At 53.2% G+C, this 21,145-nt stretch carries 21 protein-coding genes (1 of these 21 cut by a window edge); 13 read left to right on the plus strand and 8 right to left on the minus strand.

The window, feature by feature from the left end:
- A protein-coding gene (locus ABDK75_RS08750) for a diguanylate cyclase (protein WP_211498020.1) crosses the window boundary here: on the plus strand, positions 1-1,147 show its 3' portion. The gene continues 260 nt to the left of window position 1, outside the view; the window shows 1,147 of its 1,407 coding nt (coding positions 261-1,407); the start codon falls outside the window, past its left edge; the stop codon is at positions 1,145-1,147.
- A 79-nt stretch (positions 1,148-1,226) separates the two neighbouring features.
- On the opposite strand, the gene ABDK75_RS08755 is transcribed toward ABDK75_RS08750, so the two are convergent.
- On the minus strand, positions 1,227-2,078 hold the full coding sequence (locus ABDK75_RS08755; RefSeq protein WP_244591027.1) for a S1/P1 nuclease: 852 nt from the start codon (positions 2,076-2,078) through the stop codon (positions 1,227-1,229).
- Between the two features lie 229 nt (positions 2,079-2,307).
- On the opposite strand from ABDK75_RS08755, the gene ABDK75_RS08760 reads away from it, so the two are divergent.
- The 4 genes from ABDK75_RS08760 to ABDK75_RS08775 are packed head-to-tail and all read left to right on the plus strand — an operon-like array spanning position 2,308 to position 5,776.
- A complete protein-coding gene (locus ABDK75_RS08760) occupies positions 2,308-3,468 on the plus strand; it encodes an ABC transporter permease (RefSeq protein WP_346005586.1) in 1,161 nt (386 codons plus the stop codon).
- Positions 3,469-3,471: 3 nt separating this feature from the next.
- Positions 3,472-4,245 (plus strand): ABC transporter ATP-binding protein, encoded by a 774-nt coding sequence (locus ABDK75_RS08765; protein ID WP_046899474.1) that lies wholly within the window; start codon positions 3,472-3,474, stop codon positions 4,243-4,245.
- Positions 4,245-5,204 (plus strand): MlaD family protein, encoded by a 960-nt coding sequence (locus tag ABDK75_RS08770; protein ID WP_346005587.1) that lies wholly within the window; start codon positions 4,245-4,247, stop codon positions 5,202-5,204. Before ABDK75_RS08765 ends, ABDK75_RS08770 begins: the two co-directional genes overlap by 1 nt.
- Positions 5,204-5,776, plus strand: coding sequence for a membrane integrity-associated transporter subunit PqiC (locus ABDK75_RS08775; RefSeq protein WP_211516471.1), 573 nt, complete (start codon positions 5,204-5,206; stop codon positions 5,774-5,776). Before ABDK75_RS08770 ends, ABDK75_RS08775 begins: the two co-directional genes overlap by 1 nt.
- 51 nt (positions 5,777-5,827) lie before the next feature.
- Here ABDK75_RS08775 and ABDK75_RS08780 read toward each other — a convergent pair whose 3' ends face one another.
- Positions 5,828-6,784 carry a ribokinase gene (locus ABDK75_RS08780; RefSeq protein ID WP_346005589.1) on the minus strand — a complete coding sequence of 319 codons (957 nt, stop codon included), beginning with the start codon at positions 6,782-6,784 and terminating at the stop codon, positions 5,828-5,830.
- Positions 6,785-7,059: 275 nt separating this feature from the next.
- Between ABDK75_RS08780 and ABDK75_RS08785 the strand changes: the two genes are divergently transcribed.
- The 5 genes from ABDK75_RS08785 (at position 7,060) to ABDK75_RS08805 (ending at position 12,668) form a co-directional block, all read left to right on the plus strand.
- A complete protein-coding gene (locus ABDK75_RS08785) occupies positions 7,060-7,473 on the plus strand; it encodes a hypothetical protein (protein ID WP_346005590.1) in 414 nt (137 codons plus the stop codon).
- 133 nt (positions 7,474-7,606) lie between these two features.
- Positions 7,607-8,170: a 5' nucleotidase, NT5C type gene (locus tag ABDK75_RS08790; RefSeq protein ID WP_346005591.1), complete on the plus strand. Its 564-nt coding sequence runs from the start codon at positions 7,607-7,609 to the stop codon at positions 8,168-8,170.
- A gap of 142 nt (positions 8,171-8,312) precedes the next feature.
- Positions 8,313-10,211 carry an acetate--CoA ligase gene (gene acs, locus ABDK75_RS08795; protein ID WP_346005592.1) on the plus strand — a complete coding sequence of 633 codons (1,899 nt, stop codon included), beginning with the start codon at positions 8,313-8,315 and terminating at the stop codon, positions 10,209-10,211.
- A gap of 60 nt (positions 10,212-10,271) precedes the next feature.
- Complete coding sequence (locus tag ABDK75_RS08800; RefSeq protein ID WP_346005593.1) at positions 10,272-11,972, plus strand: SulP family inorganic anion transporter; 1,701 nt, start codon at positions 10,272-10,274, stop codon at positions 11,970-11,972.
- 57 nt (positions 11,973-12,029) lie between these two features.
- The gene (locus ABDK75_RS08805; RefSeq protein WP_086633914.1) at positions 12,030-12,668 is read left to right on the plus strand and encodes a TetR family transcriptional regulator; all 639 of its coding nucleotides are present in this window, start codon (positions 12,030-12,032) and stop codon (positions 12,666-12,668) included.
- A 15-nt stretch (positions 12,669-12,683) separates the two neighbouring features.
- Here the strand turns inward: ABDK75_RS08805 and ABDK75_RS08810 are convergent, their stop codons facing one another.
- Complete coding sequence (locus ABDK75_RS08810) at positions 12,684-14,876, minus strand: TonB-dependent receptor (RefSeq protein WP_346005595.1); 2,193 nt, start codon at positions 14,874-14,876, stop codon at positions 12,684-12,686.
- 209 nt (positions 14,877-15,085) lie between these two features.
- A complete protein-coding gene (locus tag ABDK75_RS08815; RefSeq protein ID WP_346005596.1) occupies positions 15,086-15,700 on the minus strand; it encodes a YitT family protein in 615 nt (204 codons plus the stop codon).
- Between the two features lie 448 nt (positions 15,701-16,148).
- On the opposite strand from ABDK75_RS08815, the gene ABDK75_RS08820 reads away from it, so the two are divergent.
- Positions 16,149-16,685 (plus strand): RcnB family protein, encoded by a 537-nt coding sequence (locus tag ABDK75_RS08820; protein ID WP_080951373.1) that lies wholly within the window; start codon positions 16,149-16,151, stop codon positions 16,683-16,685.
- A 157-nt stretch (positions 16,686-16,842) separates the two neighbouring features.
- On the opposite strand, the gene ABDK75_RS08825 is transcribed toward ABDK75_RS08820, so the two are convergent.
- Positions 16,843-17,166, minus strand: a complete 324-nt coding sequence (locus ABDK75_RS08825) for a hypothetical protein (RefSeq protein ID WP_346005598.1) — start codon at positions 17,164-17,166, stop codon at positions 16,843-16,845.
- Positions 17,167-18,098: 932 nt separating this feature from the next.
- On the opposite strand from ABDK75_RS08825, the gene ABDK75_RS08830 reads away from it, so the two are divergent.
- Positions 18,099-18,305, plus strand: a complete 207-nt coding sequence (locus ABDK75_RS08830; RefSeq protein ID WP_046899487.1) for a cold-shock protein — start codon at positions 18,099-18,101, stop codon at positions 18,303-18,305.
- A 262-nt stretch (positions 18,306-18,567) separates the two neighbouring features.
- Positions 18,568-18,897 carry a hypothetical protein gene (locus ABDK75_RS08835; protein WP_099210114.1) on the plus strand — a complete coding sequence of 110 codons (330 nt, stop codon included), beginning with the start codon at positions 18,568-18,570 and terminating at the stop codon, positions 18,895-18,897.
- Between the two features lie 59 nt (positions 18,898-18,956).
- Here the strand turns inward: ABDK75_RS08835 and ABDK75_RS08840 are convergent, their stop codons facing one another.
- The 3 genes from ABDK75_RS08840 to ABDK75_RS08850 all read right to left on the minus strand — a co-directional run bounded on the left by ABDK75_RS08840 (position 18,957) and on the right by ABDK75_RS08850 (position 21,129).
- Entirely contained in the window at positions 18,957-19,562 is a 606-nt protein-coding gene (locus ABDK75_RS08840; RefSeq protein WP_346005599.1) for a glutathione binding-like protein, read from the minus strand.
- Positions 19,563-19,662: 100 nt separating this feature from the next.
- On the minus strand, positions 19,663-20,265 hold the full coding sequence (locus ABDK75_RS08845) for a YceI family protein (protein ID WP_211498009.1): 603 nt from the start codon (positions 20,263-20,265) through the stop codon (positions 19,663-19,665).
- Positions 20,266-20,304: 39 nt separating this feature from the next.
- The gene (locus tag ABDK75_RS08850) at positions 20,305-21,129 is read right to left on the minus strand and encodes a class III extradiol ring-cleavage dioxygenase (protein WP_346005600.1); all 825 of its coding nucleotides are present in this window, start codon (positions 21,127-21,129) and stop codon (positions 20,305-20,307) included.
- Between the last annotated feature and the right edge of the window lie 16 nt (positions 21,130-21,145).

Raw genomic sequence — 21,145 nt, forward strand, 5'->3', positions numbered from 1 at the left:
TACAGCGCCCGACCTCGCGCAGCTTGTGGCGACGCAGCGCCGGATCGGATTGGTCCACGCCCGCATGCGCGTCCCGATGCACGTCGTCATGCATGGGGCACGCCTTCTTAAAAACACACTGAGAAAACTGCTTTTCGAGATTTTCCTCACACCTACCGATCTATCGACCGCCATCGACTACATCGAAAACATGATGGATCTGGCTATCGAAATGATGAGCCGAGAGTTCGTAAGGGATCTCCAGAAAGAAATTGAGACAGACGAAGCGTATCGACTTGTTACGCTCGGGCAGGACGTCACTCTTGAACGAGAAGTTCAACGTGCAGCACTCCTTGACTGGGGGCACAAGATTTTACTCGCCATTTGCTGCAACGCTCCCCCTCCCCTCCCCTCACTGGAAAGTTCAGGGTTTGGGCTTTGGCTCAATCACAAGGGAAGCCTGCTGTTCCCGAATACGATGGGTATCGAGCACATTCGAACCTCAATGCGTCGTATAGATCGTGTTCTGATTCCAGCTCTATCGGCTCAGGTTCCCCCTGACACAGCTCGCATTCACGAGCTACAGGCCCAGATAGAAGAAATCCGCTTCCTTATGGACGACCTTTTTAAAGAGAGTGAGGCACTTGAAAGCGGGCGCGATCCTTTAACCTCTACTCTTAATCGCCGTTTTCTACCGACGATCATGGCGAGGGAAGTCGCTCAATCTCTCCGTCGGGAAGTTCCGTTCAGCATTCTTATGATCGACATTGATCATTTCAAATCAATCAATGATCGCTACGGGCACACTGGTGGGGATGCCGTCTTGAGAGGTGTCGCTGAAAAGCTAATCTCCTCCTGCCGGACAAGCGACTTTATCTTCCGGTATGGTGGTGAAGAGTTTCTGATCGCGTTGGTTGAGACGGATATAAAGAGAGCGTTCCAAGTCGCGGAGCATATTCGTGAAAACGTCACGCATATTCTCACTCAGCCAACAGGTTCTTCATTTTCTGTGACGGTTTCGATCGGAGTAGCCACATTTGATGGACATCCGGACTATACCCATCTCATCGAAGATGCCGATCGCGCCCTCTATTATGCCAAAGCTGAAGGAAGAAATCGAAGCGTCATTGCGACCGATGCTTTAGCGAGCCTTCCGCAGCTTCAGTAAATTTATATACTCTAGGAAAAACACCCCTATCTGAATTTGTTCTTACACAAATTCAGATAAGAGAAGCGCACTTGAGAGCTTACTGCTCGTTCATTGCGGTATTCAGGATTGCAGCAAGACGGACACCTGCCTGCTGCAACCGAAGCTCGATGATTGGCCAAGCAAGGGCTGTATAGGCGTCCTTAATATCTGCTCCTTTAATCTGGGGAAGTGCGCCATAAGCAACAGACCGTGCCAGGGAATGGCTTTCGTCAGCCCAATCAATAACGGCATGGCGAACATCACCACCAGAAAGATCAGCCACCCAGTATGCCGTCTCATCAGGTGTGATAGTCGACCCCAGTCGAGTGGCTTCATCACGAGCACGACTGAAGTCGATGGAATAATGAGGCCCAACAACCAAATTAGCCTGCCGATCCAGCACGCCTTCATCCCATAGGGCATGGAGATTCATATGCCCATTTGCGGTATCGCCAAAATATGAAAGGCGGATAGCATTCCCGCCTTTATCGTTATTCCGCTCCGCAGCATGCAACGGCTGATGCAAGTCACCAACCAAGTGTACAACCCACTTCAAAGCATAAAGCCGCCGCTCCGGAGAGGCCGTGTGATCAGCAAGGGTTTTTTCCAGCTCGGGCAATTTCTCAACGACGCAGTTTCCATCCGCACAGTCGCGGGCCTGGTCATATGCTGGCTGAGAAACATCTGTATCAACGTAATGCCAAAGTAGAGTCTCTGGCTCTCCGCCCTTCTTTTTAGGAACATGTCCGATCGTATCTGGCCATGATGCGACCTGATCCAGCGTTTGATGACCTTCCATTGCCAAAAGTGCCGTTGTTGCTTTCGCAGCCGCTGGCGTCAGGCGATCCTGAGCAATATCCGCGACAATCGCATGGCCATACGGTCCCCAGGCGAACGCCTGAGAAGTCATTCCTATCGTAGCAGCACAGAGCAGAGGGACAGAAAGAAGCCAGGAGCGCATAAAAGAACCATCTCGGACGTTATGAAGTCTTATTGCTTTTCTCACCCTTCCCAAACACTCACAAGTGACTCTCTTGGTACACTGAACCGATTAAAATGACCGAACGGTTCGGCCTACCCCTTCCCTCATGGCTTCTGACCTCGTAGAGAGGATTAAGGACTAAAATGACTGAAATGGCGTGACGCAATTGCAAAAGCCACCTGCCCCGCTAGACCCAGCCCAATCTCCGCAGTGGAGCCTTACGTCAGAAGGGAACAGCCCTCTTCTGACACTTCGGGGTGTGTGGCTGGCAAGAACAGGAAACATTCCTCAGTTTCCGAAAGACGGGCTGCGTGCAGCACCTGCTGGAAGCACCATCACCTTTGATATGTCCCCCATCACCGACTGGGACACAGGGCTGATCGCTTTTCTTTGGGACATTAAACGCAGCGGGCACGACAGACATATTACTCTGGATGCTCAAAGCTTACCGGCCCCTGTAAGACAGCTTCTCGAACTCCTACCCGACGCCTCTGATGGCCCTCCTCCCGCGCCCGCCAAGCGTCTCCCCGTTCTTGAACGGATTGGAGGGCACACGATCAGTAGCCTCACTGAAATCGGCACCGTTACGAGTTTAGGTGGGATGACCCTTCGCGGAGGGCTTCAAGCTCTTACGGGGCGAAGCCGGATGCGTCTTTCAGATCTTCTGAGTGACACTGCAAATGCCGGCCCTCAGGCATTGCTAATTGTAGGCATCGTCAATTTTCTGATTGGTGCCATTCTTGCATTTGTTGGGGCGGTTGAGCTTCAGAAATTTGCTGCCGGTATTTACGTTGCAAGCCTTGTTGGCATCGCCATGGTTCGTGAAATGGCCGCCGTCATGACCGCCATCATCATGGCAGGACGAACCGGAGGCGCATACGCAGCGCGCATTTCCACCATGCAGGGCAATGAAGAAATTGATGCCCTTAACGTCTTCGGCATTCCAACATCCACGTATCTGATACTTCCGGCAGTCCTATCGCTCGTTATCACGATGCCATTTCTCTACCTCTACGGCTGCCTGATCGGCATGCTGGGAGGGTTCGTGGTCGCAATTTCCATGCTCGATATTACGGCTGCTGGCTATTTCCATCAGACAATCACATCCTTCGGTATCGGCCAGTTTATTTTCGCATTTGTTAAAAGCATTGTCTTCGGTGCGTTCATCGGGCTGACCAGTTGCCGGATTGGCCTGAAGGCTGGACGATCAGCCGCTGATGTTGGCATCGCTGCCACACGGGCTGTTGTGGTGGGAATTGTCGGCGTCATTGCGATTGACGCCATTTTCGCCGTTATCGCCGACGTGCTGGGAATCTGACGCATGACCGATACCAGAAAAACCGTTCTTTCAATGCAGGATGTCACTCTCGCATTTGGACCGAAGGTCATTCAGAAGAACATCTCTTTAGAAGTTAAGAAGGGCAGCATTTTTGCCGTTATGGGCGGCTCTGGCTGCGGCAAGAGTACACTTCTGAAAAGTATGATTGGCCTGCTTCGCCCCACGGCTGGCGAATATCAGGTCGATGGCGAAGATTACTGGTCTGGCACTGAAGCAGAACGAACAGAGCTCAACCACAGGTTCGGCGTTCTATTCCAGAGCGGTGCTTTATGGAGTTCCATGACTCTCGGGGAGAATGTCGCTCTTCCCCTTCAGATGTTCACGGACCTCAAGCCAGATGTCATTCGTCGGCTCGTAGAACTCAAACTGGGGTTTGTAGGTCTTCTGCCAGCCATCGACATGTCTCCGTCAGAAATCAGTGGCGGCATGCGGAAGCGTGCTGGCTTGGCACGAGCAATCGCACTGGATCCGGATATTCTGTTCTTTGACGAACCCTCTGCAGGTCTGGACCCAATCACGTCGGCACGCCTGGATGACCTGATTCTCAATCTCCGAGATGGTCTCGGCGCGACCGTCGTTATCGTCAGCCATGAACTCTCCAGTCTGTTTCACATCGCCGACGATGGAATATTTCTGGACGCGAAAAGCAAAATCCCCATCGCACACGGCTCTCCGCGAGACCTGCGCGACCACTGCGACGAACCTCAGGTCCATGCTTTCATGCATCGGGAACGCAACGAAGAAGGACGCAATTGATGAACAAGCAGGCTCTCGTAGGCGCCTTTGTTGTAGGTGGGATCGGTCTTGGCGTGGCAGCTTTTGTGCTGTTCGGCAATTTCCATCCCTTCACCCGTATGGAAAAAGCTGTCCTTATTTTCCATGGCGCATCGTCCGGCCTGTCGGTGGGTGCACCCGTTACCTTCCGTGGGGTTCAGGTTGGCGCGGTCGATAAGGTCGTCATCGAATATAACCCGCAGACACGAGACGCCTATATTCCGGTCTATGTCACGATGCGGCCAGACAATATTACCCTGACAAACAGCAGTGCCCACCATTTTCCAACAATCCGGAACCTCGTATCTCAAGGCCTCCGTGGAGAAATGAATCTCAAAAGTTTTGTCACGGGCTCTTCAGAGATCGACCTCGATTTTGCGCCTGATACACCAGCGGTCATGCATCCTGACATCGCCACCCTCACGGAAATTCCGACAAAACAGTCTTCCATCCAGGCGATGACCCAAACCCTTCAGAACCTACCGTTCAAGGAACTTGGCGACAACGCCAACGCGACCCTTGCCGCTGTAAGGGAGCTTTCTGACAAGCTGGACAGGGATATGCCGACCCTGATCGAAAGCATTCGTGCGACATCAGACCATAGTCGCGACATGATCGATGCGAGCAGAGACCTGGTTACGCACCTTCAACCGGAGCTTGAACATACCCTCAACAGCCTGAACCGACTGGCTGATGCCGGGTCCGATCAGTTGACTGCACGTGGAAAAGAGCTCCAAGCCCTGCTGTTAAGCAGCAATCAGACGATCCAGAAGGCTGGTGAAAGTCTGAACAATATTCAGAGCATTACATCTCCGCGCTCAGCGGACAGGGCTAACCTCGAAGCCAGCCTGCGCGATATCGCAGCAGCAGCCTCTGCCCTACGCGGCTTTGCAAACGATGTTGAACGTAATCCGCAACTTCTTCTGACGGGACGCCACTGATGAGACTGCACCTCGCCTCGCTCACTCTTGCTGGCCTGCTCCTCAGCGGCTGCTCCTCTCCACCAGTGCGGTTTTATACGCTCGGCGCGCCCGCCATCGGAAATGATCTGGCAGGCAGCACCGCATCAGCAACCGTATTAGCTGTCGATCCTGTCATTGTTCCTGACTACCTCGATAGTCAGGACATCCTTGTCAGAAATGGCGATCTTCTAGATCGCAGCGCAAATGGCCGATGGGCCAGTCGTCTGTCCAGAGGCATTACAGATCTCGTGACAGCGCAGCTCTCTCGCAGCTGGCCTTCTGTGTTCGTCACAACACATCCGACAGCAGGCTCTCCACAAACCCGGCTGGTGATCACTATCAACCGGCTGGATATCACGAAGTCAGGTCAAGGTACGCTAGAAGCAGACTGGTCCTTTGTCCCTGCTGACGAGCATCACCCGGTTGTACACCAGCGCGCCAGCTTCAGCACTCAGGGATCAACAGCCACAGATGACGGGATCACTGCCGTGACACGCGCGCTCGTGGATCAGCTTGCCGCTAAAATTGGAAATTCGTCCCCCGCAATGTGAGGGATTTTCAAATTTATAGAGGCCTTGAAAAAGGCCTCTTCTTTAATGTGTCTAGGCTTCTGGCTGCACATTCATCAACGCAGCCACAGCATCCCATGCGGGAGCAGCATCAGCAGCGCCATGACGTGTCGTTGCGAGCGCCCCGCACGCTGACGCAACCCGGACAGCCTCGGAAAGTGGCTTTCCCTGCGCCAGAGCGAAGGCCAGCCCGGCATTGAAACAATCCCCGGCCGCCACAGTATCAATGGGCTCTATGTGAAACGGTGCACTGTGACCGCTGCGTGTTCCATCATGCCAGAAAACACCCCGGCTTCCCATTTTTACAAGGACCGATTTCACGCCCTTTGCCAGAAGCAAGTCCGCAGCCCTCGCCGCGTCTTCTACAGTTTCTGGCCGAATGCCTGTTAGCTGAAAAGTTTCACTTTCGTTCGGGGTTAGAATATCGATTTCCTGCCAGAGCGCATCCAGAAGCCCCTTTTTCGGCGCAGGTGCCGGATCGAGCACAACTATAGCGCCCTTACTCCGCGCTTTACGGGCGGCTGCCAGAACTGCCTGCTGAGGCACTTCAAGTTGCAATAGAAGCACTGCCGCGCGCTCAATCCAGTCCGAGGCTGCGTCAACATCGGTTTCATCGACGGCCATGTTCGCACCACCAACAACGGTGATGCAGTTTTCTCCGCTCCCATCTATCCCGATCAGCGCAATTCCCGTGGCATGAGAGGCGTCTTCTCGCAGCGGAGAGAGATCCACCCCAAAACGCTCCAGCTCCTGGCGCGCCTGCGCACCAAAACCGTCCTGCCCTATACGCCCTGCCAACGCGACCTGAACCTCGGAACCGGACGCCAGACGCCCAGCCGCGGCAGCCTGATTACTGCCTTTACCACCGAGCATGACGGCATAGCTTTCACCATGCACGGTCTCCCCGGGAAGAGGCAGGCGAACGGCCCGAGCAGTTACATCAATATTGATGCTTCCGAAGGACAGAATCAGAGGCTTTGAGTTCGGCATCAGTTTGATCTCAGAGAATTCGAGGAATATTTCTTTAGCATCGGGGGCTAAGAGGCGTCAGCAGCAAAGGAACATCTTGTTTCCACGGGCTTTTTTTTCGCATTTTTGCCCCGACAGCTTCGACGTTGTTTTTTACTAAAAAGTCGTGAATTTTCGATATTAATGGTTTCATTACTAGGATAGGGTTTCGCAGGCCTTGGGGAAACAAGGGGGCCTTTTACCGGCGTTTCCACAGCAGAACCAAAAACATTTTAACTGACAGGGTAAGTCTAATTATGTCCTCTGCCAATCGACAGACATCCTCTCGAACTGCCACGAAAAAGGTAGCGTCCGCCTCTCGTAGCAAAAAAGCCACCCCTGTCGTTCTGGAGGCCGTTATCGAAGAGTCTCCTGTCGTGGTAGAGCCAGTTGAAATCACGGAAGAGCCTGCAAGCGGCCCATTTCTTCCTGACCTTGTCTGTGCTTTCGACAAGGCGTGGTACATGCGCGAATACCCGGATGTGGCAGCATCTGGCCTGGATCCAGCAACGCATTATCGGGACGCCGGATATCGGGAAGGCAGAAAACCCAATCGCTTTTTTGACCCGGAAAAGTATCGTGCAGCCAACCCGGATTTAATGGAATATGAAGATGATCTTCTGATGCACTTCATATTCTACGGTCTGAACGAAGGTCGCAGCATCAGCTAATCCCTCTTTAAGCTTATTACACAGCGGGGCGCAGATATCTGTCATTTCATGAACCCATGCGCCCTGCGGCTTGCCCTTCCCTCCTGAACAGAAGAGAGTTGTGTCTTCGAACTATGTCAGGAGTCCCTGTCTCGTGAAAAAATCTCGCCCCCGTCTCGCTATCGATATGGATGAAGTGATTGCTGACGCCTTCACCGCTCAGCGCCTGTGGTACAAAGACACGCATGGATATCGCTGGACAGAAAACGAGTTGAAAGGCCACCATTTAGGGGATCTGGCAACTCCGGAACACGCTGCGGGAATGCAGGCACTTCTGCATGATGGACATTTCTTTGCTGACCTTGACGTCATGCCCGGCGCCAAGGATGCGCTAAAATTTCTAAGTCAGCATTTCGACATTTTCATTACGACAGCCGCGATGGAATACCCGGCGTCCTGCGCTCCCAAGTTCCAATGGCTTCAGAAACACTTTCCCTTCATTCCCGCGCTGAACATCGTATTCTGCGGTCATAAAAGTATTCTTGCTACCGATTTCCTTATTGATGACAACGTACGACATTTTCAGCATTTTCAGGGACAGGGCATTCTATTCTCTGCTCCACACAACCTGAATGTGGAATGGTCCCCACGGGTCGCCAACTGGAACGATGCCGTTGAATATCTGATGCAGCAGCATCCAAAAACAGAAGCTCTATAAAACGCTTCTTTGCAGCCTCAATCCCGGAAATTACAGCATTGTAAGCTAATAGGCTTTTTTGCTTTTGGATTTGTGGTTCTGTTTAAGATACAGGTTTTCACCCTAATTTTTTCAGCTTCTGGTCAGTGAGCACATTCCGTTTATGTCCACCCCTTATCGCGCTGGTGCGTTTCGCCTCTCCCCTGAAGATTATCGCGCGCTAACGGATGCCGCCCAAGCAAATCCAGAAGCATACTGGCAGGATCAGGGAAAAAGGCTGGACTGGATTAAAGCACCATCCAGCGCGCACGACACCGGGACGGGATGGTTCTCAGATGGAACGCTGAACGCCAGTTTCAATTGCCTGGATCGGCACCTCAAGACCCGTGCAGATCAGACGGCTCTGATCTGGCAGGCAGAAGAAGCGGAGCACATCATCCGCCTCACATATCGTGACCTGCATGAACACGTATGCCGTCTGGCGAATGTCCTGCGTGATCACGGTATTCGTCGGGGGGATCGCGTTGCAGTTCACCTGCCAACAGTGATCGAAGGCGTGGTGAGTATGCTGGCCTGTGCACGGCTGGGCGCAATCCATGTCGTGCTGTTCGGCGGATTCTCGCCTGAGGCTATTGCAGATCGGTTGGCCGACAGTGGCGCCAGTTTGGTTATCACGGCCAATGTCGGGCGTCGTGGCGCGAAACGCATCCCTTTCAAGACGACAATGGACTCTGCTCTGAGCCTGCGTCCCGACAGCTTGTCCGTAAAGCATGTTCTGGTTGTTAGTGTCACAGACGAACCCGTCCCCATGCAGGCTGGCCGTGATGACATGCTCAATCCACTGCTGGCATCGGCTTCGGCGTCATGCCCAATTGAAACGATGGCCTCTACGGACCCGCTGTTTCTACTGTACACGTCCGGAAGCACAGGCAAACCAAAAGGCATTGTCCACGGAACAGGCGGATACCTGACCTGGGCCTCCTACACCCACGAACTCGTCTTTGATCATCAGGCAGGTGATGTGTTCTGGTGCACGGCCGATATCGGCTGGATTACCGGTCATACCTATGTAGTTTATGGCCCGCTCTCGAACGGCGGCACCGTTCTCCTGTTCGAGGGCATGCCGTCTCATCCGAAGCCTGGTCGCTGGTGGGATGTTATTCAGGCCCATAAGGTCACCACATTCTATACCTCTCCCACCGCCATTCGTGCCCTGATGCGCGAAGGAAACGATGTTCCCCGCGAATACGACCTGACCTCTTTGCGGGTACTTGGAACTGTCGGTGAGCCGATCAGTCAGGAGGCATGGTCCTGGTTCGATGATGTCATTGGTGGTGGGCGTTGTGCCTTCGTAGATACCTGGTGGCAGACTGAAAGCGGTGGCATCCTGATTTCGCCCGTTCCAGGCGCGGTCAAGGAAAAGCCAGCGTCTGCAACACTCCCACTTCCGGGCGTAAATCCCATCCTGGTTGACGACAAGGGAGATCCGCTGGAGGGCGCAACAGAAGGTGTGCTCTGCATTGATGGATCATGGCCAGGTCGCGCACTGACGATCTGGAACGACGATGCGCTCTTTGAAACAACGTATCTTCGCCCCTACCCCGGCCATTATTTTACGGGCGATGGCGCACGACGCGACGAAGACGGCTATTACTGGATCACCGGCCGGGTTGATGACGTCATCAATGTTTCTGGGCATCGCATCGGCTCTGCCGAGATTGAAGACGCTCTGGCTGCAGAACATGCGATTGTTGAAAGTGCCGCAATTGGTATTCCGCATGACCTGAAAGGTCAGGGCATCGTCGTGTATGCTGTGGCCCGTGATCCGTCCCATCCTGACTTGGAAATGCTTGCCGTTCGCGCCATCGCTGCGAAAGTCGGGCGTTATGCGGTGCCCGAAAAAGTATATATCGTCCCTGATCTTCCGAAGACGCGCTCTGGCAAAAATGTCAGACGCCTGATGCGCAAAATTGCCTGCGGCGAGACTGATGGCCTTGGAGACCTCTCCACTTTGGCTGATCCAGAAATTGTGGAAGTTCTGATCGCTATTGTTCAGGGCTAACCAACCGGCACGACCAGCATTTCCAACGCAAGCTGGTCGTTGTCCTGCGAGGTTAATGTGATGAAGCTTCCCCGGCGCCGAAAGCTTCCCCCATCATGGCGAACGGATGTTCTGGCAGGGCTTTCGCTCGCTTTTACAAACATCCCGCAGGTCCTTGGTTATGCCCGCATTGCGGCTATGCCATCCGTCACCGGACTTTATACGGTTCTTCTGCCTCTAGTGGGCTTTGCCGCCTTCGGCTCTTCCAGACATCTTCTTGTCGCGGCAGATTCCGCAACTGCGGCCATTCTCTCTGGCGCCGTTACAGCCATGGCTACACCAGGAAGCGCACACTACATGGCTTTGGTCAGCGCCACCGCGCTCCTTGCCGGGATGCTGCTTCTGGCGGCCAGATTGTTTCGCCTCGGTTTTTTGGCAGACTTTCTTTCTCGAACAGTCCTTGTTGGCTTCATGACAGGGGTCGGCGTCCAGATCGCCATTTCCATGTTTCACGACATGCTCGGCATCCAGACGACATCGCATAACCCCGTGATGCAGGCGGTCGAAACTCTCACTCAGGCCGATCATCTCAACCTGACATCCACCCTTACCGCCGGCGCCACCGTAGGCGGCTTGCTCTTTCTAAACCGGTTTTCCCCCCGATGCCCTGCCGCATTACTGGCTGTCATTGGCGCTATTCTAGCAGACAGAACAGTCCCATTCCTGACGCGGAATCTCTCGACGCTTGGCCCTATCCAAAGCGGACTGCCGACCTTCCAAATACCCATTATCAGCTGGAATGAACTGCTTGCGCTTTTTCCGGTGGCAGCCTCATGCGTCTTCGTCATCATCACCCAAAGCGCTGCGACATCCCGTGTGTACGCAACACAGTTCGACGAAGAACTGAATGAGAACAGGGATCTGACGGGATTGGCAGCTGCCAACATACTTGCGGCAGTCAGTGGTACCTTCACGGTTAATGGCAGCCCAACTCAGACAGCTATGGCAGTGCGAGCAGGTGCCCGGAGTCAGGTCGCACAAGTTGTCTTTTCTCTTTCCACCCTGATCGTGCTCCTCTTCCTCACCACGCCTTTGCAATACCTTCCACAATGCGTACTCGCTGCGATTGTCTTCACTGTCGCGCTGGGAATGATCGAAATCCGCGCACTGCTTTCAATCCGTCAGGAAAGCCCGGGGGAGTTCTGGCTTGCACTTGTGACAGCGGCAGTTGTTGTTGGCGCCGGAGTAGAACAAGGCGTTCTGACAGCCATCGCCCTGTCGCTGTTTCGTCATGTGCGCCACAGTTACGATCCTCACACGGCCGTTCTTCAACCCTTTACTCCTCAAGGCCCGCTGGAAGCCGTTCCAGCCCGCGGGGGCCTGGAGAGTGAGCCTGGACTCATTATCTTCCGCTTTTGTGCGGACCTGTTCTACGCCAACTCTACTCGCTTCAACCGAGACATCCTGACGTTGCTTAGCGATGCCCCGCACCCCGTTCGCTGCATTCTCATTGAATGCAGCCCCATCACGGATATTGATTATTCGGCAGCCAACGACCTGCGCCTGTTACTCGCAACACTCAAACAGAGGCAGGTAACGATGATTTTTGGACGCGTAAGCCAGGATCTCAGGGCAGATATGAACCGGCATCATTTGATAGTCGCAATCGGTCCAGAAAATATTTTTGAAGAACTTCACACTGCCCTTGCCGCCGCCAGGCGTTATACAGACGCGACAAACCATACACCGGGCAGCATCGCTCCCACACACACGCCATCATGATGACCTTCTGGACGACACCAAGATGATATTCCCCGCTTACTGGAAGACCGTCGGACCATGATGGATGGCGAACAGGACAAGAAAAAAGATCTCGGCAGGCGGCAAAGCAAAAAGGATCGCACCGCGACAGCGCTAGCGTGGGAGGCACTCCGGCTGTTTTCTACTCAGGGATATGAAGAAACGTCTGTCGAGCAAATCGCCGAAGCTGCCAATGTCTCCCGCAGGACACTGTTCCGATACTTTTCAGGCAAGGGAGACATCATCCTGGCCTGGACCAGCGACATGACTCAGGCATTTAATGATGCGATTGCGTCTGCCAGTCCGGATGCTTCGTTGCAGGATATGGTCCTTCTGGCCCTTCTTCCGGTTGTTCGAAGGATCACCGCCAACCGGGAATACGCCTACGCGCTCGTACAACTCCTTGAGCACGAGCCCGCACTTCGGAGTGTCAGTCTGCAAAAATATGAGGAGTGGGAAGAGGCACTTGCCAAAGCCCTCATGGACCGCCTCCCCCCGACAGATATGCCATCACTAGCTGCAAGACTAATTGCACGGACCGCGATTGCAACTTATCGCACAGCTGTGGACGAATGGATGAAGACCGAAGGCCGCACAGATCTGGAACATATCCTGCGCCGTGCCTTCACGTTCCATCCTCTTCTCTGGATGGAAGACAGCCCTCTCAGCCTTGGCTGAAAGGGCTTTATTGTCTCAAAGATCCAGTTCAATCGTGAAGTGATACGTCCGTGGCAGGCCAGCAACCGCAGAGTTCGTAGCGCTTCCACCACCGTTGATGCTCGAGGGGTAAACAGAAGCCCAGTAGCTCTGGTTCGTGACGTTATCGACCCCAAAGCGGAACACGAGAGGCTGGTGATAAACGTGCGTTGCATAGCGCGCGCCCAGATCCAGCGTCACATAAGACGGAGCAAACGTGGTGTTATATACATTAGCCGCCCGGCGCCCCATGTAATGCACGTTCGCATTGACAGCGCCGCCTTTAAGAAATGGCAGTCGATAATCAATCAACATGTTCGCCATCAGAGGCGGCACGCCAACAACCTGCTTGTAGGACGTCTTGGCCACACCCGTGTTCAGCAGTTGAGCATCCAGCCAGGTCATACCGCCCAGAATGCTCAGATCCTGCGTCAGATTTCCTGAGGCCTGGAATTCAACGCCGTAATTCCGCTGCACACCGTAATTGGAATAAACATACGTAACAGGGTCTGTATAAGCGAATGGGCGAGACATTCTAAAGCCGGCAATATTCAGCTGCAGTCTTTTGGCCACCAAAATCTTGTAACCAACCTCATACTCTTCTGAACGCAGAGGAGCTGTCACTTCGTTTTCATTCACAGCGCCTGCGGGTGCCGAAGTGCCAGCCTGCAATGACCGCCCCCAGGTGAAATAAGCCGTCTGATTGGCCGCCGGCTTATAAAGCAGACTTGTCATCGGGCTAAAGGCAGCGGCACGGCTGTAGGACGACGTTTTCGTGCCACTCGTTGCATAGTTATTGGTGCTCAGCCAACTCCAGGCCAGCGTGCCCATGATGGACCAGTGCTTGCCCAGAGAAATCGTATCCCCGGCCAACAAGGACTGCGTCATAGTATCAGCAGATTTATAACGTCCGGAATAATAAGGCTGTGCACTCGGAAATCTCTGTGGGTTGCCGATTGTCGCCTGTCCCAGAGTCAAAGTGCCAGTCGATGACGTCGGGTTGTAGTTCCCCATGACGTAACCGTTGGTTCCGATTTCGATCTGGTGCTTCAGTGGGCCCGTATGAAACGATCCATTCAAATAAGCCGTATTGCTGCCCGCCACGAAATCATTCGCCGTCGTCGCAGCTGAAATTGTCTGACGGTAAAGTCCCGCAGAGTTCAGCAGCTGGTTACCCGTACTGAAAACATTTCTGGCAGCATTCTGCCACATCCCACCCAGCTTCAGGCTCCAGTCATCATTGAAGTGATGAATGATCTTCATCAGGGCAGTATCGGTTTCCATGTTGTAACCGGCTTGCTTCTGACCATATCCCTTCTGGCTAAGATCAGGAGCATCCGGTAGCTGAATAGTCGTTGCGTACGAAAAGCCACCCGGATAGCCGCGCTGGGCATATGTGTACTGACTGGCATCAATCTGAATGACTGTCTTCGGTGAAAGGTGAATGTCGAAATCACCACTCACCAGGTTACGCCGCAGGTGGGAGTCTGCGACGTAACCCTCCCCGTTCTGGTTCAACAGGTTCAGGCGGTAGCCAAACCACTTGTTGTGGCCGACCCGACCTGAGACATCGAGGCTTTCCATGGGGGCGCCAATGGAATCAACACCCACCACAAAACGCTCTGTCTGCCGGTCTGTCGGGCGCTTCAATGTGAAATCAAATGTGCCCGCCGGATTTTGCGGACCATACACCGCACCAGCCAACCCATTCAGAACCTGAACACTATCAAACTGCTCCGCAGCATAAGGTGTGGTGATGACCATGTTGAGGCCATCCATACGCGTGTTAGCAATAACGTCGCCCTCAAACCCACGGGACTGAGGCCGACTGGTATTCGGATCACCACGCATTTCAAGCTGGGCAGATGGCACGAATGCAATCAGATCATTGATGTTTCTGGTCTGCTGGTTAACCAGAACGTCGTGCGGCACCACCATGACAGACATCGGCGTATCCAGAATGGATCGCGTGCCAAGGGGGCCAAGAGAGGCTTCCTTCGTGCGGTATTCTGCTGCCGTGCCACTTCCGTTACGACGATGAACAGTGATATTCTCAGGTTCAGACGCGCGTACAGACTTCTTCGTGGCTGCTTCCGGAGTAGCTTTTTCTTTGGTTTCTGCCGCATAAGAGGGAACATTACCCATGACAGATCCAGCCAGAAGGTACAAAGCCAGCCGCGAGAGTTTCATGCCTGAATCCTGTTCGTTGTTCTAAATTCTCCGCACCTTCTACATTTTGGCACTCAGTGCCACAATTTGAGTTTGCTCAAACTGCCTGATGTGGCGATCTTTTGAGGCGCACTGTCTCTTCAGAAACACAGTTCGTCATGGTCTGCATTCCGGAGCGCCGTTCTCTTAACTGGGATGTGCGGCTGGAAACCGCCAGAAAGCGGCTTTCTCTAATGCCCGATGTATCGTCCAGGCCGATGGAACACCATGAGCACACTACTCATGGCAAAAGCGCTTACGGCTGACAGCACAGCCTTTTCCCACGGCAAAAAGAAAGCAGACAGCGTCAGAATGGCTGCATCAATCATGATCTGAACGCGGCCGGCGTTCAGGCTACGACTTTTCTGAAGCCAGAGCGTGATAACGCCTGTCCCGCCCACACCCGCCTGATGACGAGCCAACGAGAGAATACCCATCCCAATCACCGTCCCGCCGAATATCGCCGCGAACAGAGGCTGGACATACGCAAGTTCCATAACGCTCGGAATAACGCTCGCGAGGGCAGTAATACCAAAACTGGCAATCGTGGTCTTAAGCGCGAAACGGGCACCCATGGCGCGAACGGCAAAAAGAAGAAACGGTATGTTGATGACCGTGAACAGATTTCCAGGCGTCATCGGCACGATGTAGGATAGCAGCAAGGCAATACCTGCCACACCACCGGTCACAAGCCCGGCCTTGTGCAGACACATCAGCCCCATCACAATCAGAGAACAACCAATCAGGAAGGCGTAAACATCTTCTGCGTGGGAGTGACGCAGCCCTGGGCCATAAGGCGAAGTCATATCCGGAAATCCAGTCGCTCGGCGGCTAAAGCTTTAAAAATAGCCGCGTCAGATCCATGAGAATTTCGCCAGATAGTGTAGTCCTTGTCCCCTGCACAGCCCCTTTCATTCCAAGGGAATATTGTTTCAATCGGGCTTCCCTGATCTTGTATGAAACTGCTGATAGAAGCCCGTTTTACGTATGTTTGGAAACACGGTTTTCACAGCCGGCGATTCTGGAACCATGCATTATGAGCGCGCTGAGATCACACATTTCCTGCGATACCGGGTTCGATAGCCGGACATCCGCGATATGCTCGTGAGCAATCTCCCCTTGGCGAAGGGAAACCGAGAGGATTTTTCCGGAAATCTCGCAACAAAGTCCGAGGTTTTGTCTCTCTGTTACAATGGTGACCAATTTTCGCCACATCGGGAGACCCTTGATGGCGCATTACGAACGGAGTTTTTTATGTCCACCAAGACTAAACGATCTGTAGCTCTGCTGATGGGCTTGGCACTCGCTATCGCCCCTACAATAGCGAGTGCTCAGGGAGGTCCAGGAGGCGGCCGTGATGGCGGTGGCCCAGGTGGCGGCGGGGGACATCGCGACGGTGGTGGCCCGAATGGTGGTGGAGGACATCGTGACGGCGGCGGCCCGGGCGGTGGCGGACGCGGCCAAGGTGGAAATGGTTATCGTGGAGGCCCGGGCGGAGGCGGCGGTGGCTTCCGTGGCGCAGGCCCTCATCGCGGCATGTGGCGCTCTGGTGATCGTTACAATGGTGGGGGCGTGTTTGTTGATAGCTGGCATAGATACCCAGGCCTTTATGCCCCACCTCCGGGATATCGCTGGATTGATTACGGTGGAAGCTTTCTCCTCGCCGCAATCACAACGGGCATCATTAGCAACGTCATTATGGGCAATGTGAACGGCCCGGCGGTGGTCGCTCCGACGCCGTATCCGAGCTACGGGCCTACCCCCGCTCCATACCCCGCACCTGGATACTAATTTCCAAGTTTGACAAAAGGCGCGTTACAGACGACGCGCCTTTACGAACCTTTTCCATAATAAGCGTCACAGACGGCCATCAGATATCGGTGGCCATACGCCGTCAGAGCCGGACTGTCCTTGCCCAGCGGTGAGAACCAAGAGCCAATTGCTTGAATTAATTCAACGGCTGCGGAGGCTCTTCCAGTGGAGGAGGCTCTGTCGGCAAAGGTGACGGCGGCATGGGAGGCTGAGGCGGTCGCGGGGTTGGTAGATCAACCACCCCTGCACTGACCGCCTTCAGACCAAACGGCGGATATGGGGAAGGCCCCGGCTCTTCGGGCAACTCCACATCTGGCCATTCGTCTGGCTCTGGCGTTTCCTCTTCCTCAGAGGGGTCATCAACCATCGGGTCACCATCTGGAAATAATGGATCCTCCGTACCCGGATAATCCATTCGAAAGACAGATCTGGAAAATGAGGTACTGACCAGGATCGACATGTTCGCCTCCTACAGGGTGAACACTAAATTCTTCACCACAGCAAAGGTTCAAATTATCTCAAAAGAAACCTGATAGGCGTTTGATATATGAGCGCGCCGGGAGAACGGAGAAGCAAAGCGACAAAGGCCACTTTCTTCTAGTATATTGCATGCCTCTCCAGTGACGGACACGGCGGTATTGGAAATGGCATCCGCACACGTCAGTTTTCTTTGCGGCCCGGATTGTCCCGTAGTACACTTGCCCTTATGCGCTACCTTCCTCTTTTTGCCCTCATTTCTCTTTCCGCATGCTCATCAGCCCCGTGGTTGACTGGCCAGACTGACAGCCATTGTGTGCGTGAGCAGATGTTTACCGGGACACAGGGCAATCCTCTTCCCTTTAGCCATGCGATGCAGGTGTGTGCGGTCGCAGCGCAGAAGAGCAACGACGGGCATCCAAGGCCTCTCGATTTTAGAGACGATGCGACACTGCAGGCGATGGCAGAAAACCCGGATTACAACACGACCTCTGCCTCATTTGTTCACCGAGAGGCAAAAACGAAGGTTCCAGGCGGTGTTCGAAGAGTGAATATCAACTAAAAACTCCCTACTCAGGGGAAGAGGTATGGACACGAAATTTTTCAGGATGCGAGAAATAAAGCAGCTTTAATAAGATTTTTATGCATAAAATTCATACAAGTAGCGGGCATTATCTTTTATAATCGCAACAAATAAATATACGCTTCGAATAGTATTTTACAGTCTGAGTAACATTTTATTTTACTCCATTCAGATGTTTTCCCTTGCATCTCAAACGCAATACCCCCATTGTCTTTTTAGCGGGTGCTTTTACTGGGGTAACCGGCGCATGTTGCGCCATTCTTTCTCCGTAAAAGTTATGATTTCGTGTGTGTTTTGTGCACGACCGCTATTGTTAAAAAAGGAGCCTCGTTATGGCAACAGGCACCGTAAAATGGTTTAACTCCACCAAAGGCTTCGGCTTCATTCAGCCGGACAATGGTGGTCAGGACGCGTTCGTTCACATCTCTGAACTTGAGCGTGCCGGCATCCACACCCTCAACGAAGGTCAGCAGGTCTCTTACGAGCTCGAAGCTGGCCGTAACGGCAAGACGTCTGCAGTAAGCATTAAGGCTCTTTGAAGCTTTAATCAGCAGCTCGTCTGTGCGAAAAGCCGCTCTTCGGAGCGGCTTTTTTTATGCCTAAACGCCCAATCTTAATTTAGGCGTATATGCCCCCTAGCCGCGTTAGCGCTGCACTCCCCTACAACTCGCCAGTTTCAGACTTTTAGCGCCCCGAAACAAATACAGAAAAAATATTTTACGTGTCATCAAAGGTAGAAACAGATATGTGCAAATATAATTTTATTGTCGTATATCTCTACTGATTTGAAGAAGGTTCTGTATGGCGCTATCCGCTCAAAAGAAAGAATGGATGGGTTTATTCTTTGCAATCTTTCTTGTCACGACCTTAGCAATATTTGGGTGGATCGGATGGCAGAAAGTATCTGGGGATGATTCCATCACACATGTCACCATCGCAAAAATCGTCTCTGTAGACAAAATCAATGCGGGCTTGGGTGCACCAACGTCATACAAAATAACGTATGACCTGCACGGAACAATGATCAGTAATTATTTTACGGATGATTGGTACCAGACACACAAGACAAGAAAGCATTTTCTTGTCACATACAGAATGTCGAACGGCTACCATATCGACAGCATTCGCTAATATCGAAATTTACAATCCACAGAGAGGGCTATTCATCGCCCCCTCCGCACAGTGCAGGATCAGGCCAAGCCTTCTTCCTGCAGCGCCCGCTTTGCAGAAGGGCGAGACATCACTCTCTCCCGCAATGCCCATGCTTTGCGGTGATGAGAAATATCCAGTTTCTTGAAAACAGCCCACGTCATGATAACAGCTGCGTAAGCGTCGGCTTGCGTGAAGTCGTCTCCAAGCCAGTAAGCTTTGTCGTCAGACAGCATATCCTCGAACTGCGTCATCCGCCGATGGATCTGTGCATGAACAGACTTCTCAGCCTCCTCCGTCAGGTTCGGGGCAAACAGGCCGCCGAATGCGCTGTGCAGATCACCACAGAACCCGAGAGCTTCCTGCAGTCTCGCTCGTTCGAGGGAGCCGTAGGCTGGCCGAAAAGCCAAAACGTCCGAATGATCTCCAATATACTGAAGAACTGCCGAATTCTGGGTTAAAACAACGCCCGGCTCAATCTCGATTGCCGGTACGGCTCCTCGTGGATTGATGGCAAGATAATCTGCGCCGGTCTCTGTTGTCTTCGTGGTCGTATCTACTTTTTCAAGCGTATACGGCTGACCGATTTCATTCAGAATAATATGCGCGGCAAGCGAACACGCACCAGGCTTGTAGTAAAGCTTCATAATCACTTCTCCATTGCGCGAAGACGCAGGGAATAGAATGATCTTATTCCTCATCCGAGAAAAGGCGGGAAATATCCCGCCTTCTTTATGCGAAAAAAACTCAGGGCTGCTTTTCAAAAGCTCCAGCAATGGTCAGGCTAACGTCATCGCCAACATAGGGAACATACTTTTTGACGCCGAAGTCACTGCGATGGATTGTTCCCGTAGCCTGGAAGCCAACCGTGTAGGCCTTGTCCATCGGGTTCACACCAGCGCCAACGAAGTGCACATGCAGAACAACGGGCTTCGTCGTGCCATGAAGTGTCAGATTACCACTGACAACTGCATCTTCAGCACCTACCGGGGAAACTTCCGTCGAGACGAAAGTCGCATCCGGATATTTCGCAGCATCAAACCACTCATTGTTTTTCAGCTCATCCGTCAACACCGAGCTGGATGTCGCCACGCTGGAAACCGGAATTGTCACGGAAAGCTTCGATTTCTCCGGATGGCTGGCATCCAGCTTAAGGCTGCCACTCACGTTGGAGAACTGTCCCGAATAGTAGGAAAAACCAAAGTGCAGGACTGAAAAATTGACCTGGGTATGGCCAGCTTCAACCTTGTAAGAGCCACTCTTCACATCGGCCGGCGCAGCGGCAATGGCAGTAGTGGATACAGCAGCGCAAGCAAGAGCTGCAAAAGCACCAGAGAGTATTTTCTTCATGGGAGGATCTTTCTTTTTTGAATTGAAACAGAAGCAAGTTCAACCGAAGCGGAAGCCGGACAACGCCTTCCCCATGACGGTATCACTATAATCTCGGACACCCGGGTCCGTTCCTGCCGCGCCCGCCACAAACATCAATGGTAACAGATGCTCGGCCTTCGGATGGCAGTCTTGAGCAAACGGAGCATCTGTCCATCGTGCCAGCCGGGACGAACGCTGGTTAGGCTCCTCACTTACAGCCCAATAAAGCCAGTCATCGAAATGCCGAGACTGCTCGTCAGCCTCTGCGTCTGGACGCAGGAAACGTCGCAGATTGTGATACGTCATCCCGGCTCCCACCAGCAGCACGTTTTCATCTCGTAGCGGGGCCAAAGCTCTGCCGATTTCCATCACGTCCTCAGCCGTCGCATTCAACGGTAAGGAGATCTCAACGACGGGAATATCGGCCTTTTCGAACGCCAGCATGAGCGGAATGAACACTCCGTGGTCAAACCCACGATAGGCATCTCCACCACTCGCAATTCCCGCCTTTGCAAGAAGATTCTGAATACGTTCAGCAAGCTTCGGAGAGCCTGGGGCCGGATACTGGAGCTCGTAAGTGTGGGCAGGAAAGCCGTAATAGTCATAGATCAGTTGGGGATGAGTGCCTGTTGTCACAGTAACCCGGTCAGTTTCCCAATGCCCCGACATAACAACCAAAGCAGCAGGACGCTGAGGCAACGTAGCAGCGACCCCACGCAAATGCTCCGCCATTCGATCCCAGACATCCGGCCAGTCCATGAAAAAGCAGGGACCACCCCCATGAGGAATAAAAATAGCAGGCTGGCGTTCTATCGGCCCTGTCTGCCTCGAATTATCCGTCATGAGAAACTCCGTCGTC

Source organism: Gluconobacter sp. OJA (assembly GCF_039638325.1).
GTDB classification, from domain to species: Bacteria; Pseudomonadota; Alphaproteobacteria; order Acetobacterales; family Acetobacteraceae; genus Gluconobacter; species Gluconobacter cerinus.